Genomic DNA, 16,528 nt, shown 5'->3' on the forward strand with positions numbered 1-16,528 from the left:
AGTTTCCGCGGGAAGACGACACGCCTAGATGCCGGAGACCTGCGGCCGGCGCAGGCGCACCAGCCAATTGGCAAGGTTCAATTCCCACGGCCGGTCGTAGCGCCGGTAGCGGTAGCGCCACGCCGCCATCGCGCTCAGGCCGCGCTTGGCCCAGCGCGGCGAGCGCAGGTCCTGCGCGGTGGGATAGCGGCAGCCCAGCACGGTGACGAAGTCGCGGATGCGCTGGCGCAGCGCGTCGTCGAGCCAGGGCGCGTCGGCATGGCAGGCGTAGTCCACCCATTGCGGCTGGGTCCACTCCTCCGGCGTGCGCGGGAACTCCACCGGCGCGCCATGCAGGTCGCGCAGCGGCATCGATGCGCGCTTGCCGCGGTCCTTCTCGTGGCGGCTGGCTTCCGGCAGCGGCGTGTACACGTAGACGATGATTTCCGACTGCGGATTGATCTGCTTGAGCTCGCGAATGAACTCGAAGGTCTGCTCGGTCTCGTGCACGGTGTCCTGCGGCGGCGCGACCATGAACGACAGCTCCGGGATCACCCCGTTGCGCCGGCACAGCTCGGCCACCTCCAGGGTCTGGTCCGGGCGCGTGCCCTTGCGGATTTCCTTGAGCATTGCCCCGCTCGGCGATTCGGCGCCGATGTAGGCCATGCGCAGCCGGCTCTTGCGTACCAGCTTCCAGGTGCTCTCGGACAGGTTGAGCAGCGCGTCGGCGCGCGCATAGCACCACCACGGCATCTCCAGCTTGGCCATGACCTCCAGCAGCGGGATCATCTCCGCCTCGCGGTCGAAGAAGTTGTGGTCGAAGAACTGGATCGAATCGGCGCCCAGTTCTTCCTTCAAATAGCGCAGCTCGCGCTCCAGCCGCGCCGCGGTGGGCAGCGCGGTGGCGCCGCCGAACATCGCCGCCACGCCGCAGAAGGTGCAGCGGAAACGGCAGCCGAGTGCGGCCTGGTGCGAGGCGGTGCGGCGGCCGAGGAAGCTGCGGCCCAGGTACTGGCGCGGGTCGCCGAGCTTTGCGTACGGCAGCGCCGGCGCCGCCTCGCCACGGCTGAAGCCGCGATTGCGGTTGTGCACGATCGCGCCGTCCTGTTTCCACGACAGGCCATCGATCTGCGCCAGACCTGGGCCTTCGCCGCGCAACGCCGCGACCAGTTCCGGCAGCGTGTCCTCGCCCTGCGCGCGGATCGCGTAGTCCACGTACGGCGCGCTCAGCGCGGTGTCGGTGTACAGGGTCGGGAAATAGCCGCCCCAGACGATCGGCATGGCCGGGAAGCGTTCGCGGATCGCGGTGGACAGTGCGATCGACGGGGCGATCTGCGGCCCGCCCATGACGCTGATGCCGACCGCGTCGTAGCGTTGTTCCTGCAACGCCTGCAGCGCGCTGTCGATGAAGCCGCGATCGACGTTGCCGTCGATGATGCGGCTGTCGCCGCTGCGGTCCAGCGCCGCGGCCAGGTTCAGCAGCGCCAGCGGGAAGCGGGCGTTGCCGCGCGAGGTGATGGTCGGATTGACCAGCAGCGTGTTCGGTGTGGAAGGCATGGGAGAAGACCGCAAGGCGAGGCTCACGGCAGGCGCCGCAGCCGGAACACCAGCGCCACCGGAACCTGCAGCGCGGCAGGATCGAAGTGCGCGCCGGCGGGAATGTCGGCAGGATCGAGCATCGGTTCGCGCACCGCCTCGATCGCCAGCCCGAGCGCGGCGCAGGCCGCATGCCAGTGGCTGTAGAGGTGCTGGGTGTGGCGCACCGCGTAACGCTGGCCAGCGGCCTTGAAATCGCGCTTCCAGCCCAACGCGTGGCCGATCGGATGCACGTCGCTGCACAGCACGCTGCCGCCTGGGCGGGTGACGCGGTGCAGTTCGGCCAGCGCCGGCAGCAGCTGCGGCAGATGCCCGACGACCAGGGCGCAGATGCTCAGGTCGGCCTCGGCATCGGCCACCGGCAGCGCGTCCAGGCTGCCTTCGCGCAGCGTGTAGCGATTGCCGGCGCCGGCCGCATCCAGTTCGCGCGCGGCGCGGCCGAGCATCTGTGGCGACAGGTCCACGCCGGTGGCGTGCGTGGCGTGGCGCTGCAGCGCATGCAGCAGATAGCGTCCGCTGCCGCAGCCGGCATCGAGCACGCGCTGGCCGTGCAGCGCGGGCGGCAGCAGCGCCAGCATGGCGCGCTGCTCTGCCTGCATCACCGGGTTGTGCGCATGCGCCGGATAGCTCGCCGCCCACAGCGCATAGGCCTCGAACGGGTCCAGGATCGGCACGGCGCTCATGCGCGGCGTGCCTGCAGGACGGACTGCTCGGTCGTGCGAAGCACATCGCCCTGCAGCTCCAGCCCAGGTTCGAGCGCGAGCAGCGCGGGGTCGGCCAGCTCGGCGGCCAGCAGCTTCGGCGCGCCATCCAGCGTGACCGGCACCGCCGCCACACCGGTGGCCTCGAACCAGTCGGCGAAATCGGGATCGGCGATGCGCGGGCGTCCATCGCGCACCACCGCACGCAGTTCGCTGCGCGCCAGCCCGACCAGGCTATGCGCCGGATCGCCGCCGCGGTCGCCGACGATCAGCAGATCCGCGGCGGTGCCGACCGCGAGACTGCCGCGTCCGGGCAGGCGCAGGATGCGCGCCGCGGCGGTGGTCGCCAGCGCCAGCGCCTGCCCGGCATCCACGCCGTTGGCGGCGGCCACCTGCAGTTCCTCGAGCAGGTCGCGCGCGCCGCTCAGGCGCGAATCGCTGCCCAGCGCCAGGCGCCCGCCGGCGTACAGCCGGCGTGGATCCAGCGTGCGCCCCAGCAGCGCCAGGTTGCTCGACGGGCACCACACCACGGCGGCGCCGCAGGCGAGCACGCGTTCGATGTCGGCGGTGTCGAGGCCCACGCCGTGGATCAGCACGCTGTTGGCGGCCAGGCAGCCGCGCCGGTCCAGTTCGGCCAGCTCGCCGGCGGCGACCGCATCGGTGCCCTCGGCCAGGTGGATCATCCACGGGTGGTCGGCGGCGGTCGCGGCGAAGCTCTGCGCCAGCGGCGGGCCATAGTCGGGACCGTGCAAGGCGTAGCTCCAACCGAACTCGCGCAGCAGCGCGATCGGAAAGTCCGCCGCGTCCAGTTCGGCGTGCCACGGATCGTGGTGGGCGACGCAGGTGACGCCGGCGAGCAGGTTCTTCAGCGCGCCGTGGCGCAGGCGCAACGCTTTCGGCAGTTGCAGCGCGGCGGCGACGGCGGGGTCGCTGAAGTGCTCAGCGAATGCCTCGATCCATGCGTAGCTATTGGCGAACGGCGCGGTCTGCGGCAACGGCGGCACCGCGTTGACCTGCAGGTGCTCGTGCGCATTGATCAGCCCCGGAAACACCAGGTGCCCGTGCAGCGCGATTCGGTACGCCGCGGTGGCCGGCGCGGCGGCGATGCGTGCGCCGCGCAACGCCAGCGAGGCGCGCACCGCGCCGGCCGGCGTGGCCAGGCGCGCGCCGTGCAGGCAGGTCTCGGCGGTGGCGAAAGGCGTGCGCATCGGTCAGCGCTTGCGCATCACGATCAGGAAGTGATCGCCCATGTCGCGCAGCAGCGGCCAGCCGCCGATGCGGTCGTCCAGCCGGCCCAGGCGCTCGCCCCAGCGCGGGTGGCGGCGGTAGTGGTCGACCAGGTACGGCGGCGGCAGGCACAGGCTGAGCGCGCGATAGGATTCCAGTTCGAAATGCGCGGAAAAGGCGCGATAGAACTCGCGCGGCAGGTAGTACCAGGTCCAGATCGTGTGCCCGTTCATGCCCACCGCGGTGACTCCGCGCGCGCCACGCACCGCGGCGCGGCGGAAGCGTCCGCGCAGCGCGTAATGGCCCACTTCCCACGGGCACAGGCGCCCGATCACCGAGAACACCAGGCGCCCGTCGCGGCGCAGCAGGCGCGCGCATTCGGCGGCCACCGCGGGCAGGTCCGGCGCGCAGTTCAGCGGGCCGAAGTTGGAATACATGCCGTCGAACTCGCCATCGAGGCGGTCCAGTTGCTGGATGCCGACGTGCGCCGCGCTGAGCCGCCCCTGCAGCGCCGGGTCCTGCGCACGCTGCCGGGTGCGCTCCACCATCTGCGGCGACCAGTCGGTGGCCAGCACCCGATAGCCGCGCTGCGCGAACTCGTGGGCGTCCAGGCCGGTGCCGCAGCCCAGGTCGATCAGCCGCGCGCCGACCGGCAACTGCGCCGCCACGGTGTCCCACAGGGTGGTGCGCATGCGCTGGATCAGTTCGTTGTTGCCGCGCGGGCCGTCGTAGTCGGCGGCGACGCTATCGAAGGCGCGCTGAGTCTCCAGCAGCAGCGCCGGATCGATCGTCGCCGCGCGCGCAGCGGCGCCGGGCTTGCCATTCGCAGTCACATCCACTCTCCACTCGCCTGCCGTCGTCGTCGGGAATTGCCGTGCCGGCCGCAAGCGCGGATCGCACGGTATGCCAGTGAGTGCGGGTGGCGGGCGGTTTGGTTGAATCGCCGTGCGCGGCGTCTTGCGTATTGGCGCTTATGCGCCGCTAAGGGCCTGCTGAGGCTGCGGCATGCGTGCGGCCTGCCGGCGCCGCAGCGCGTTGCGGACGATCGCGGCGAACACGCCAAGCCCGGCGCCCAGCATCAGCGCCACCGCCAGCACCAGCACCGGATTGGGAAATGCCGGGCGTTCGGGCACGTAGGCCGCCCACGGCGCGGAGGTGTCGTAGGTATAGCGCGCGCCGAGCCGGGCGAGCAGGTCGTCGCGCTCGGACTTCAGGCTGCGGATGGTCGCGTTCTTCTCCGACAGCAGCATGTTGCCGAGCAACTGCTGCTCGACGCTGCCCTTGCCCTCGGCCTGCTGTTGCAGCAGGCGTGCGCGCTCGGCCTGGGTCGTGGCGAGTTCGCTGCCGATGTCCTGCAGGCGTTCGCGCGCCTGCTGCATCGGCACGGCCTGGATGCGCCGGTGCAGCGCCTGCAGCTGCGCGGTCGTCGCCGCGGCCAGGGCGCGCGCCTGCTGCGCCGAATCGGCGCGCAGGCTCAACTCGATCAGGTTGGCGTAGGGATCCGGGTCCAGTTTCAGGCTGCTGCGGTACAACGCGGCCTCGCGCCCGTTCAACGGCAGGCCCAGGCTGTGCAGCACCTGGTCCTGGAACAGCCGGGTCTTGATCCGCTCGATCACGCGCTGGAACGGCTCCAGCTTGGGATCGCGCCCGGCCGGGGTCGGGCCGAATTCGCCGACCTGCACCCATGCGGTGGCCTGCCACTGGCGCGTGGCCACATGCAGGAAGGCGAACGCCAGCGCCAGCGCGGCGAGCAGCGGCAACACGCACCACTTCCACTCGCGGCGCAGGATCCGCCACAGGTCGATCAGGTAGATTTCGTCTTCTTTCATGGCAAGGCACTTCCTGGAGAAAAAGGTGGCGACGGTGCCTGCCCCGCCCTGACCGGCGCCGCCGCCAGCGCCGCGCGGCGGTTCGGCAACAGCGCGCTGCAGGCGTGCAGGACCAGGCACAGCGCGATGAAGCCGGCGTTGGTCCAGGTGAAGGCCTGCGGCGCGAACGGCGACATCAGGCAGGCGTAGGCGATGCGCAGGAACACCAGCAGGTTGAACAGCGACACCGTGCTGCCGAGCAGGCGCACGCTCCACAGCAGCGCCGCGTACAGCGCCAGCATCGCGGCCAGCGCGGCGCCGGCGCCGCCGGCCAGCAGGAACGGGAAGAATTCGGTGCCGACGTTGATGTTCGGCGCATCCAGCGGAATGCCGGTGCCGGCGGTGGCGATCGAGCCGCTCAACGGCACCAGCTGGTTGACCAGGAAACTGGCGTTGACGTAGTCCTTGGCCAGCATCGCGCCGAAGTTGTAAGGGCCGGCGCCGATGTACAGCAGCAGCCACTTGATGCCTTGCGGCGCGGCGCGGTACAGCGCGCCGAACGGCAGCGTCACCGAATCCAGCGAGCCCGAGCGCAGCGTGCCCAGCAGCGAGAACGCCGCGCCGCCAGCGACCAGCAACGCCACGATGGCCTTCCACGGCACCGGCCGCGCCGGATCGCGCCGCAGCAGCAGGAGCAGCGCGAAGCTGAACAACCCGGCGAAGATCCGGTTGCGGTCGATCACCAGCACCGGGAACACGAAACCGGCGACGATCATCGCGTTGCGCAGCGCCTTGTCGCGCACGCACAGCAGCGCGATCGGCGGCAGGATCCAGCACATGTTGGACAGGTGCCGCACGTGCGAATGCAGCGGTGTCAGGTCGGCATACGCGGATGGATTGGTGAACAGCGGGATCGGGAACAGCGCCAGGTCCAGTACGCAGAACACGCCGACCAGCGCCGCCAGGCACAGCGCGACGAAGGCCTCGCGGGTGCCGGCATAGCGGCGCGCGCGAAACGCGGCCAGCGACGGCAGGCGCATGCCGTGCAGCGCATCCAGCAGCAGCGTCGTTGCGGCCGCGGCGGCCAGCAAGGCGATGCCGTCGGCATAGCCGGGCGGCAGATCGAAGCTGAGCAAGGTCAGTGCGCAACTGAACAGCAGCGGCAGGCCGAAGTAACTCGACGGCAGGCGCAGCAGGCGTTTCATGCGCGCTCGGCCAGCGGCGCCGCTGCGGCCGGCCGCAGGCGCGCCAGCAGCGACAGCCAGGCATGCGCCAGCAGGTGCCCGCCCAGCGCCGCCGGCTGCCGCCGCAGGAACGCGATCTTGGCCGCGATGTAGTGCGCCTGCGCGTGCAGCAGCGTGCGGCACGGTGCATCGAACAGCGCTGCGCGGCTCAGCGCCACCTGCCGCGACTCGGTCAGGTTTGCCAAGCGACTGGGCAGGTGCCGGGTCCTGCTGGCGTTGGCGCCGTGCAGCCGGTACGCGCAGACGCCAACGTCGATGAAACCCAACGCGTCGCGCGCGACCAGGCGCAGGAAGAAATCCCAGTCCTCGATATGCAGCTCTTCGTCCCAGGCCACGCGCGCCTGCAGCGCGCTGCGCCGGACCAGGGCCACCGCCCCGCTCACCGCCCAGTGCCGGATCACCGCGCGGCGGATGCCGGCGTCGCTCAGGTACAGGCGTTTGTCCACGCCGTGCAGGTCGCGCATGCTGCTCTGGTGCAGCAGGCGCCCGTCCGCATCGACCACTACCGCATCGCCGATCACCGCGGTCTTGTCCGGCGCAGCGCGCAGATAGGCGACCTGCGCGGCCAGACCGCCCGGCAACAGGTAGTCGTCGCTGGCGCCCAGGCGCAGGAACTCGCCGCTGGCCATCGCCACCAGGTGGTTCAAGGTGGCGGCGATGCCGCGGTTCTCGCGCGGCCAGAACCGCACCGGGATGCGCTGCCCATGCAGCGCGATCCACTCGGCGATGCGCGCGGCGGTGGCGTCGCTGGAGCCGTCGTCGACGATCACCAACTCCTTGTTCGGATACGGATCCTCCAGCACGCTGTCCAGGCAGCGCTGCACGAAGCGTTCGTGGTTGAACGCCGGCACCAGCACCGACACCAGCGGCATGTCGCCGCGCAGTTCGCGTTCGTCCATCAGCGCAACCCTCCCAGATAGCGGCGTACCACCACGACGTTGAACGCCAGGTACAGCGCATAGTTGACCGCGAATGCGTATGCCGCCCCGATCAGGCCCATGCGCGCGGTGAACAGATAGACCAGCCCCAGATAGCTGGCGGCGAACACGCATTCGGAGATCACGAACAGCCGCGTCATCGCCTTGGCCAGCATCAGGTACGACAGCACGAACGAGGCGATCTTGATCACGTCGCCGATCAGCTGCGGCGCGTATAGCGGCGCGGCGGCGGCGAAGTCGGCGGCGAACAGCAGCCGGGTGATCCAGTCGCGGCACAGATAGATCGCCGCGGCCAATGCGATCACCGCCGGCAGCACGTAGCGGTAAGCCGTGCGCAATTCCAGCAGCAGCCCGGCGCGATCGCGCAACGCCGCCAGCTTCGGCAAGTAGTAGACGTTGATCGCGGTGGTGAAGAACAGCAGATAGGCCTCGGAGACCTTGCTGACCGCCTGCCAGTAGCCGACCTGCTGCCAGCCGAAGGTGCCGGCCAGATGGTCGCGCACGCCGATGTTGACCAGCAGCGGCAGCAGCGCCGAGGTCAGGGTCATCACCGAGAACGCGGCTAGCCGCCGGGTCATCTCCGCATCGAAGCGGATGCGCAGCATGTCGCGGCGGAAATATGGGCTGCGCCGCAGCGCCGGCAAGCCGGCGCACAGCCACAGCACCTGCCCGGCGACCAGCGCCAGCAGCGCGCCGTACAGCTGCAGCCAGCGCGACAGCCACAACACCACCAGCACGCTGAGCACCGAGCCGGCGACCTGGATGAAGGCCAGCCGGCGCACGTCCATGAAACCGTTGACCACCGCCAGGATGTAGTTGACCAGGGCGATGCCGAGCTGGGCCACGGCCAGCACGCAGATCAGGCTCTGGTACTGCGGATCGCCGAGCAGGCGCTGCGCGATCTGGCGGCTGAACAGCAGCGCGACCACGCCCATCACGCAGGCGGCGCAGCACGCATAGCCCAGCGCCGCGCCGAGCAGCCGCGCCAGCTTCTGCGCATCGTCGCGGTACTCGGCCACGTACTTGACGATGCCGGCGCCGATGCCGCCGCCGGCCAGCACCGCCAGCAGCGACATCAGGCTGGTGAACTGGCCGAGCCGGGCCACGCCGGCAGGCCCGGCATACACCGCGACCAGCTTCAGCACCAGCAACGCGGCCAGCAACTTGGCCGCGGTGGCCACGCCGCTGTACAGGCCGCTGCGCAGCACGTTCATGCCGCGCTGGCCTCGAACGCCTGGCAGGCATCGATCACCCGCTCCACCGCTGCCGCATCCAGGGTCGGCCCGATCGGCAGGCTCAGCACCTCCCGGTGCAACTGCTCGCACAGCGGCAGGCTGCGTCCGCTCAGCCCGGCATAGGCCGGCTGCCGGTGCGGTGCCACCGGATAGTGCACCAGGCAGTGGATGCCGCTGGCCAGCAGGTGGCGTTGCAGCGCGTCGCGCCGGGCGCAGCGCACCACGAACAGATGCCAGGCGTGGGCCGCCTCGTCGGCCACATGCGGCAACTGCAATTGCGGATGCACGATGCCGGCGCGGTAGCGCCGCGCCACATCGCGGCGCAGGGCGATGTCGGCATCCAGGTAGTGCAGCTTGACCCGCAGCAACGCCGCCTGCATTTCGTCCAGGCGCGAGTTCACGCCCTGCACCAGGTGCCGGTACTTGATGTCCGAGCCGTAGTTGCGCAGCATCCGGATCTGCGCGGCCAACGCGTCGTCGTCGGTCGTCACCGCGCCGCCGTCGCCGAGCGCGCCCAGGTTCTTGCCGGGGAAGAAACTGAAGCCGGCGGCGTCGCCGAAGCTGCCGGCGTGGCGTCCGTGCAGGCGTGCGCCATGCGCCTGCGCCGCGTCCTCGATCAGCAGCAGGCCATGCTGCCGCGCCAGCGTCCGCAGCGCGGCCATGTCCGCCAGCTGGCCGTACAGGTGCACCGCCATGATCGCCCGCGTGCGCGGGCCGATCGCCCGCTCCACACTGGCCGGATCCAGGTTGAAGCTGACCGGGTCCGGCTCCACCGGCACCGGCAGCAGCCGGTTCTCGCTGATCGCCAGGAAGCTGGCGATGAAGGTGTTGCCCGGTACGATCACCTCGTCGCCGTCGCGTAGCCGGCCCAGTTCGCGGTAGCCGCGCAGGATCAGGGTCAGCGCGTCCATGCCGTTGCCCACGCCGATCGCATGTTCGGTGCCGCAATAGGCGGCGAACTCGCGCTCGAACGCGTCGAGCTCCTCGCCCAGCACATACCAGCCCGAGTCGATGACTCGTGCCGCCGCGGCCTTCAGTTCGTCGGCATAGCGGGCGTTGAGCGCGCGCAGGTCCAGGAACGGCACGCTCATCGCAGATCCCAGGCGTAGAAATCGTGGACCACGCCGCGCGCGCCGAAGCGCTCCTTCTGCGTGACCAGGCCGTCGTTGAGCACCTGGCCCTGCTGCTCGGTGGAAATGCCGAGGCTGAAGTACTCGCGCGGCGCGTAGCGGTGTTCGATCAGGTCGGCCAGCAGCAGGCTGAGCGCGTCCACGCGCCGGCCCTGTTCGGAACAGGCAAGGTACTGCGTGTGCACCACGCGGCCGAAGTCGTACAGCAGCGTGCCGGCAAGCAGCGCATCGCCGTCGCGCACTTCGTACAGCACCAGCTGTTCCGGGAAGCGCCCGCACAACAGGCGCAGTTCCTGCAGGCTGTGGGTGGGCGTGGCGCCGTGGCGCTGCAGCACCTCGCTCAGCAGCGCATGGAACGGGGCCGGATCGTCGCTGTGCTGCACGCGCAGGCCGGCCTTGCGCGCCTTGCCGATCGAGCGCCGCCGTTCGGCGGCGAAGCGCAGCGGCTCGCGCAAGGCGATGGCCGAGGACAGGTCGCGGCGTTGCAGCCGCGCACCGAGCCGATGCAGGGCATAGAGATCCTCTTCCGCCGGCGACGCATGGAATAGGTGCGGCACCGCCTTGTACAACAGTTCGTGCACGCCGCGCGCGCGATAGTGCGCGGCGATCTGTTCGAACACGTCCAGCGTGGCCGCCGCGCGCAGGCCATGCGCGGACAGCAGCCCGGCATAGCTCAGCCCGGCATGGCTGACCACGCGCGCGCCCTCGATGTTGGCCGGGAACACCGCAAGCAGCGCACCGCCGCGTTCGACCAGCAGCGAGGCGTCGACGAAGCGCTCGGCGTGGTAGTCCATGTAGCCGCGCCGGTGCAGCAGGTTGCCGTTGCGGGATTCGGCGATCAACGCGTCCCAGGCTGGCGCATCGGCGGCGGTATACGGCCTAACCGAAATCATCGCCACTCCCCTCGCCTGCGCCCTGCGCCAGCGGCGCCACCGCCACGCCGAAGCCGTCGCGGCCCATGTCGTTGCCGTTGTAGAACATCAGCACGCGGTCGCGGTGCCGGATCAGCGCCGGATAGCACAGCGTGCGCGCGTCCCAGCCGCCAGGCGAAAGCGCCAGGCCGAAGGCCTCGTCGCACCGCTGCCAGTGGCGGCCGTCGGCGCTGCGCGCCACGCCGGGGAAATACGCCCCATCGATGTTGCCGCGGGTGAAGTACATCAGGTAGCCGCCCTGGTGGCGGTACACGCGCGGGCGGCCGATGCGGTATTCGCTGCCCTGCGGCTGCAGGCACAACGTGTCCTGGCGCGGGATCGCCTGCAGGTCGTCGGTCTCGGCGTAGCGGATGTGGTAGCGCGGGAACGGCGTGCCGTCGATGTGCTCCCAGTCGTCGCCGACCGCGTACCACAGCCGCCAGCGGCCGTCCTCGTAGCGTGCCGAATGCACCGCGGCGATGGTGCTGCGCCCGGGCGCGCGGTCCAGCAGCGGCGTGTCCTGGCGGCGCTGGAACGTCTCGCCGCCATCGCTGGACACCGCCAGCCCGGTGAAGGCCAGGAACTTGGCCTTGGCCACGCGCTGGAAGCCGACATAGAACATGTACAGCCCGTCCGGCGCGGCGACTACGTCGCCGAGGATCATGCCGTTGTCGTCGAAGCAGCCGTCGCGGCCGATGTCCAGCACCGGCGTGGCGCTCACGCGAACCACCCGGGTCGGATCGTCGCCGCGCACGTCGACGTAGCCGATGCGGCTGATCCCGGCGTCGTCGCGGAAGCCGGCGTAGACGCGGATCAGCTCGGCATCCAGGCGATACGGCGTCGGCGTCAACGCCGAATGCCGCATCCAGCCGCCGACGCCGTCGCGTGCGGTGGCGAACGCCAAACCGCGTTTGCTCCAGTCGAACATGGCGTCAGAGCGTCACGTCGAAGCTGGACTTGCCGGCCACCGCGCGCGCCGGCGCGCCGACGTAGACCCGGCCCGGTTCGGTGTCGCGGGTGACCAGTGCGCCGGCGCCGATGACGTTGTCCGCAGCGACCTTGACCCCGTCGCTGAAGGTGGCATTGACCCCGACGAAACTGCTCTGGCCGATCTCGCAATAGCCGGAAATCACCGCATGCGAGGCGACGAACACGTGATCGTGGATCACCGTGCGGTGGCCGATGTGGTTGCCGCTCCACAGGATGCAGTTGTCGCCGATGCGCGTGAACGGCTGCACCACATTGCCTTCGAACACGAAACAGTTCTCGCCCAGCTGCGCATTGCGCCAGACGAAGGCGCGCGAACTGACGTAGCTGGCCAGGCGGTAGCCGCGGCGCTTGGCGTCGAGGAAGAACCGCGTGCGCAGGCGATTGAGGCCGCTGGCGGGAATCGCCACGAACGCCTCGATCTCCCCCGGCGGGTACAGCCGCTCCAACTCCTCGTACGCCACCACCGGCCGCTCGGCCAGGGTCGGCGCGGCGATGTAGTCGCGCTCGGCGCTGAAGGCCAGCACTTCATAGTCGCTGTCGTGGCTGAAGTATTCGCAGGCGATCTGCGCCATTTCGCCCGCGCCGATGATGACCAATGGTTTCGCCATGGCGCTACGCCTCCTGCCTGCGTTCGCCCGCGGCTTCGCGCAGGAAATCGTCGTAGTCGAGGATGTAGTCGGCCGGATCGTAGGCCTGGTCGGCCAGCACCATCAGCACGCAGTCGGCACTGAAATCGTACAGGTCGCGCCACACCATGCTGCCGAGCAGCAGGCCCTGGGAAGGGTCGTCGAGCACCACCTGCACCGGTCCGCTGCCGTCGTCGAGCAGGAACGACACCGAGCCATGCAGGGCCACCGCCAATTGATTCAGATGGCGGTGCGCGTGCTGCCCGCGGTGCACGCCGTGCTTGGTCGCGAACAGGTAGTACACGCGCCGGATGTCGAAGGGCACGTCGCGTTGCTGCTCCAGGGCCACGAGCAGACCGCGCTCGTCGCCGTGCGTACGCAACTGGATTCGTTCGATTGCCATAGTATGTCCGACACGGACTCCGACGCGGAGTTACCAGGCTGAGTGCCGCCGGCCGGCGCAAAGGTTGCGCCATGCCGCTCGCAGTGCCGCTGCGAAGGCCGCCGCCACGCCGACGCAACCTTTTGCCGCGCACCCGGCACCCATCTGCGACCACCACTGCGCCGGCCATTGCGCTGCCCGCGGGTGGCGCAGCACGACGCCGCGAACGGCAGCGCGCATTCCATCGACACGACCTGGACAGGGCACGCCACCATGACTTCATCCACGCAGGCCGACGACGGCACCTCTCTCTCCGGCGCACCGGAGCATCCGCCGCGCACATCCGCAGCGGCAGGGTTGCCGCGGCCGATGGTGGTGCTGCACTGGCTCACCGTGCTGTGCCTGGTGCTGGCGGCGAGCCTGATCCTGCTGCGCGAAGAAGTCGAAGGCCGCGCCGTACGCCAATGGTTGCTGGAGGGACATCGGCATTTCGGCCTGTTCGTGCTCGGTCTGTTTTTCCTGCGCGTGGCGCTGCGCCTGCGCCTGGGCAAACGCCACGATCCCGACGCCACCTCGCCGCTGCTGCGGGCGCTGGCCGGGCTCACCCATGTGGTCATGTACGCGCTGCTGCTGACCCTGCCGGTGCTGGGCTGGGCGCTGAGCCAGTCCATGGGCAAGCCGGTGCACCTGTTCGCCGCCACGCTGCCGGAACTGGTCGCCCCCGATCCGGATCTGGCCGACACGCTCGGCGCCTGGCACGTGTATGCCGCCTGGGCGCTGCTCGGCCTGATCCTGCTGCATATCGGTGCCGCGCTATGGCACCACTTCGTGCGCCGCGACGACACCCTGCGGCGAATGCTGCGCTTCCGCCGCGGCTGAGCCGCGCCGCCACCCTTCCCTCGTCCGCCGCCGCGCCGACCCGCTCAAGGACCCATCGCATGCAGACCGCCCCGTCTCCTTCTTCCCTCTTCCGTCCCGGCACGCTGCGCGGCGCCGAGCAGGTCTTGCTGTGGTCCACGCTCGGCTCGCTGTTGCTGCTGGCCAGTCCGCGCGCCGCGGCGGTGCCGGCGTTCGCGCGGCAGACCGGCTCGTCCTGCGCGGACTGCCACATCGGCGCCTATGGCCCGGCGCTGACCCCGTACGGCATGCGCTTCAAGCTCAACGGCTACACCGACAGCGACGGCAACGGGACCAAGATCCCGGCCTCGGCGCAGCTCATCGGTACCCGCAGCGTGCCGGTACGCGGCAAGACCAACAACCAGCTCAGCGAGGGCGATCTGTACCTGGCAGGGCGTGTCACCGACAACATCGGCGGCTACATCAAGGTCTCCAGCACCAATAACGGCAAGGACAAGTTCACGACCAAGCTGGACAACGTGGACCTGCGCTTCGTCGCCAAGACCTTCAAGCTCGGCGGCAAGGACGCCCTGCTCGGGGTCAGCGTCAACAACAATCCGGGCAGCCAGGATCCGATCGGCGTGCTGCCCAACGCCTCCGGCCTGGGGCCGGCCTCGGCCTACGCCAGCTCCACCACCCTGCTCAACCAGTCCTCGCTGTCCAACCGGGTGATCGGCACCAGCGTCTACGGCGTGTACGACCGCAACTGGTACGGCGAGATCGGCACCTACAACGCGCTGCCGGTCTCCACCCAGGACGACCTCGGCTATGCGGTCGGCGGCGACCCGGGCAAGCTCAGCGACACCGGCTACCTGCGCCTGAGCTACATGAAGGACATGAAGAAGCAGTTCTTCTCCGCCGGCGTGGTCGCGCTGACCACCCATCGCCAGCTGCCGCGCAGTACCGGCCCGCGCGACGACTTCACCGACCTGGGCTACGACCTGAACTACCAGTTCCTGGGCACCCGCGAGCACATCCTCAAGCTCGGCTATCTCAACATCTACGAACGCCGCCGCTACGGCAGCGCGCTGATCGACCCGGCCGACCCCAGCGTGGCCGGACTGCGCCGCGGCAGCATCCGCGACCAGTCGATCAACCTCAGTTACACCTACAAGCAGAGCTACGGCCTGTTGCTGGCGCACTTCATCAACACCGGCTCGGACGATGCGTTCCGCTACCGCCCGTACGCCGCGCCGGACACCACCAGCAACCTGATCAGCGCCTCGTGGGCGCCGTTCGGCAAGGACGATTCGTTCACCTCGATCGCCAATATGCGCCTGTCCGCCACCTGGTTCCGTTTCAGCAAGTTCAACGGCACCACCGGCAACGTGTTCGGCGCCCTGCCGGAGACCCGCCCGCACGACCTGAACCAGTTCTCGCTGGCCCTGAGCCTCGCGTTCTGAGCACACCTTTCCCCCCAAGTACGGATCGCCATGAAAGCAGCCAACCCATTTCCCCTGTGGTGCACCCTGATGGCCAGCCTGCTGCCGCTCGGCGCTGCGCTCGCGCCCGCCGCGCAGGCCGGCGGCGGCCTGCCCGGCGCCGACGTGTTCGCCACCGAATGCGCCGAATGCCATAGCGCGGCGCCGGGCAAGAACAAGAAGGGCCCGACTCTGTTCGGCGTGGTCGGACGCAGCGCCGGCAGCGTGCCCGACTACCGCTACTCGGACGCGATGAAGAAGACCCAGTGGACCTGGAGCGACGACAAGCTGCGCAGCTACCTGGCCCAGCCCGCGTCCAAGGGCGTCCCCGGCGCCAACATGAAGTACGACGGGCTCGACGACAGCAAGCAACTGGAAGACCTGATCGCCTATCTCAATACCCTGCATTGAAGTCGGCACCCGGCCCCGGCATAGTCGAACCTGAACCCGGCGTCCGCCGCCGGGCGTCCGCCGTGTCGCCACCAGTGCGCAATGCCGATAATGGCGATCGTCCACGCGGCGGGCGCTCCAGCGTTGCCGCTGGCACGTGCCCCAGCGTCCCCTGCGATCCGACCCGCGACCATCGAGCGCCCGTGCACAACCGCCCTTCTGCCGCCGGCTCCCCGTCCCCGACCGCCCTGCCCGCGACCGCCATGGGCCGCCGCCGCAGATGGGCATCCCGACCGGCATGACCACGGCCGCAGGTGACCTGGCGCCGCGTGTCGCATGCCTGCGCCCGCTGCCCGGCACGCTGGCGCTGGCGGCGGCGCTGTGCCTGCCGGGCACGGCGTTGGCGGCCAAGCTGGGCGGCGCGGTCGGGCTCAGTTCGCAATTGGTCGATCGCGGCATCGCGGTGACCGCCGACACCCCGTCCCTGCAATTCGCCGGCTACTGGCTACCGGCGCCGGGCTGGTCGCTGGGCGCGTCCGCCAGTACGGCGCTGGATGCGCCGGGCCACCAGTTGCTGACCACGGTCGAGCTGTCGCGCAGCTGGACCCTGTCCGACAGCTGGCAGATGCAGGCCGGGCTGCTGCGCTACGACTACCCCGGCAACCGCATCAACCGCCTGTTCAACCGCAACGAGGCCAGCCTCGGCTGGTCGTACCGGGACCGGCTGAGCGTGTCGCTGGCTGCGTTCGAGCTGCCCGACAGCTACCGCGGCCGCTGGTACGGCGCCGCCGACCTCACCGTGCACCAGCCGCTGTCGGGGCAGCTGTCGCTGTCGGCCGGGATCGGCATCAGCCAGGCCCCGCCGGCGCTGTACGGGCTGGACTACGCCGACCACTACAGCTACGGCCAGGCCGGGCTGATCTGGAACGACGGCGCCTGGAGCGTGGAGGTCGACCGCGTGTTCAGCGACGCGCGCAGCATCTACGCCAGGCGCGGCAACGGGATCTGGCCGTGGGTAGTCACCGTGTCGCGCGCCTTCTGATCCGCACGCAA

At 70.0% G+C, this 16,528-nt stretch carries 17 protein-coding genes; 4 read left to right on the top strand and 13 right to left on the bottom strand.

All coding sequences use genetic code 11. The annotated features are described in order from the left end of the window. Window positions 1-24 precede the first annotated feature (24 nt). From HEP73_RS11380 to HEP73_RS11440, 13 genes are all read right to left on the bottom strand, one after another. A complete protein-coding gene (locus HEP73_RS11380) occupies window positions 25-1,536 on the bottom strand; it encodes a B12-binding domain-containing radical SAM protein (protein WP_185820097.1) in 1,512 nt (503 codons plus the stop codon). A gap of 23 nt (window positions 1,537-1,559) precedes the next feature. Then, window positions 1,560-2,258, bottom strand: a complete 699-nt coding sequence (locus HEP73_RS11385; RefSeq protein WP_185820098.1) for a class I SAM-dependent methyltransferase — start codon at window positions 2,256-2,258, stop codon at window positions 1,560-1,562. Further along, entirely contained in the window at window positions 2,255-3,484 is a 1,230-nt protein-coding gene (locus tag HEP73_RS11390) for an amidohydrolase family protein (RefSeq protein ID WP_185820099.1), read from the bottom strand. Before HEP73_RS11390 ends, HEP73_RS11385 begins: the two co-directional genes overlap by 4 nt. A 3-nt stretch (window positions 3,485-3,487) precedes the next feature. Next, window positions 3,488-4,336: a class I SAM-dependent methyltransferase gene (locus HEP73_RS11395; protein WP_185816392.1), complete on the bottom strand. Its 849-nt coding sequence runs from the start codon at window positions 4,334-4,336 to the stop codon at window positions 3,488-3,490. 138 nt (window positions 4,337-4,474) lie between these two features. Continuing rightward, window positions 4,475-5,332: a Wzz/FepE/Etk N-terminal domain-containing protein gene (locus tag HEP73_RS11400; RefSeq protein ID WP_185820100.1), complete on the bottom strand. Its 858-nt coding sequence runs from the start codon at window positions 5,330-5,332 to the stop codon at window positions 4,475-4,477. Beyond that, window positions 5,329-6,516, bottom strand: a complete 1,188-nt coding sequence (locus HEP73_RS11405; protein WP_185820101.1) for a hypothetical protein — start codon at window positions 6,514-6,516, stop codon at window positions 5,329-5,331. The genes HEP73_RS11400 and HEP73_RS11405 overlap by 4 nt, the downstream gene beginning before the upstream one ends. Then, on the bottom strand, window positions 6,513-7,454 hold the full coding sequence (locus HEP73_RS11410; RefSeq protein ID WP_185820102.1) for a glycosyltransferase: 942 nt from the start codon (window positions 7,452-7,454) through the stop codon (window positions 6,513-6,515). The genes HEP73_RS11405 and HEP73_RS11410 overlap by 4 nt, the downstream gene beginning before the upstream one ends. Next, window positions 7,454-8,707, bottom strand: a complete 1,254-nt coding sequence (locus tag HEP73_RS11415) for an O-antigen translocase (RefSeq protein WP_185820103.1) — start codon at window positions 8,705-8,707, stop codon at window positions 7,454-7,456. Before HEP73_RS11415 ends, HEP73_RS11410 begins: the two co-directional genes overlap by 1 nt. Beyond that, window positions 8,704-9,819, bottom strand: a complete 1,116-nt coding sequence (locus HEP73_RS11420) for a DegT/DnrJ/EryC1/StrS family aminotransferase (protein ID WP_185820104.1) — start codon at window positions 9,817-9,819, stop codon at window positions 8,704-8,706. The genes HEP73_RS11415 and HEP73_RS11420 overlap by 4 nt, the downstream gene beginning before the upstream one ends. Beyond that, entirely contained in the window at window positions 9,816-10,751 is a 936-nt protein-coding gene (locus HEP73_RS11425) for a GNAT family N-acetyltransferase (protein ID WP_185820105.1), read from the bottom strand. Before HEP73_RS11425 ends, HEP73_RS11420 begins: the two co-directional genes overlap by 4 nt. Beyond that, window positions 10,738-11,697, bottom strand: a complete 960-nt coding sequence (locus HEP73_RS11430; RefSeq protein WP_185820106.1) for a glycoside hydrolase family protein — start codon at window positions 11,695-11,697, stop codon at window positions 10,738-10,740. Before HEP73_RS11430 ends, HEP73_RS11425 begins: the two co-directional genes overlap by 14 nt. A 4-nt stretch (window positions 11,698-11,701) precedes the next feature. Further along, window positions 11,702-12,367, bottom strand: coding sequence for an acetyltransferase (locus HEP73_RS11435; RefSeq protein WP_185820107.1), 666 nt, complete (start codon window positions 12,365-12,367; stop codon window positions 11,702-11,704). Between the two features lie 4 nt (window positions 12,368-12,371). Next, entirely contained in the window at window positions 12,372-12,788 is a 417-nt protein-coding gene (locus HEP73_RS11440; protein WP_185816401.1) for a sugar 3,4-ketoisomerase, read from the bottom strand. 348 nt (window positions 12,789-13,136) lie between these two features. Here HEP73_RS11440 and HEP73_RS11445 point away from each other — a divergent pair, with 348 nt between their 5' ends. The 4 genes from HEP73_RS11445 (at window position 13,137) to HEP73_RS11460 (ending at window position 16,517) form a co-directional block, all read left to right on the top strand. After that, on the top strand, window positions 13,137-13,646 hold the full coding sequence (locus HEP73_RS11445; RefSeq protein ID WP_185823393.1) for a cytochrome b: 510 nt from the start codon (window positions 13,137-13,139) through the stop codon (window positions 13,644-13,646). Window positions 13,647-13,705: 59 nt separating this feature from the next. Beyond that, window positions 13,706-15,067, top strand: a complete 1,362-nt coding sequence (locus tag HEP73_RS11450; protein ID WP_185820108.1) for a cytochrome C — start codon at window positions 13,706-13,708, stop codon at window positions 15,065-15,067. A 30-nt stretch (window positions 15,068-15,097) separates the two neighbouring features. Then, window positions 15,098-15,496, top strand: coding sequence for a c-type cytochrome (locus HEP73_RS11455; RefSeq protein WP_185820109.1), 399 nt, complete (start codon window positions 15,098-15,100; stop codon window positions 15,494-15,496). A gap of 277 nt (window positions 15,497-15,773) precedes the next feature. After that, window positions 15,774-16,517, top strand: coding sequence for a TorF family putative porin (locus tag HEP73_RS11460; protein WP_255423472.1), 744 nt, complete (start codon window positions 15,774-15,776; stop codon window positions 16,515-16,517). Window positions 16,518-16,528 lie beyond the last annotated feature (11 nt).

Source organism: Xanthomonas sp. GW (assembly GCF_014236815.1).
GTDB lineage: Bacteria > Pseudomonadota > Gammaproteobacteria > Xanthomonadales > Xanthomonadaceae > Xanthomonas_A.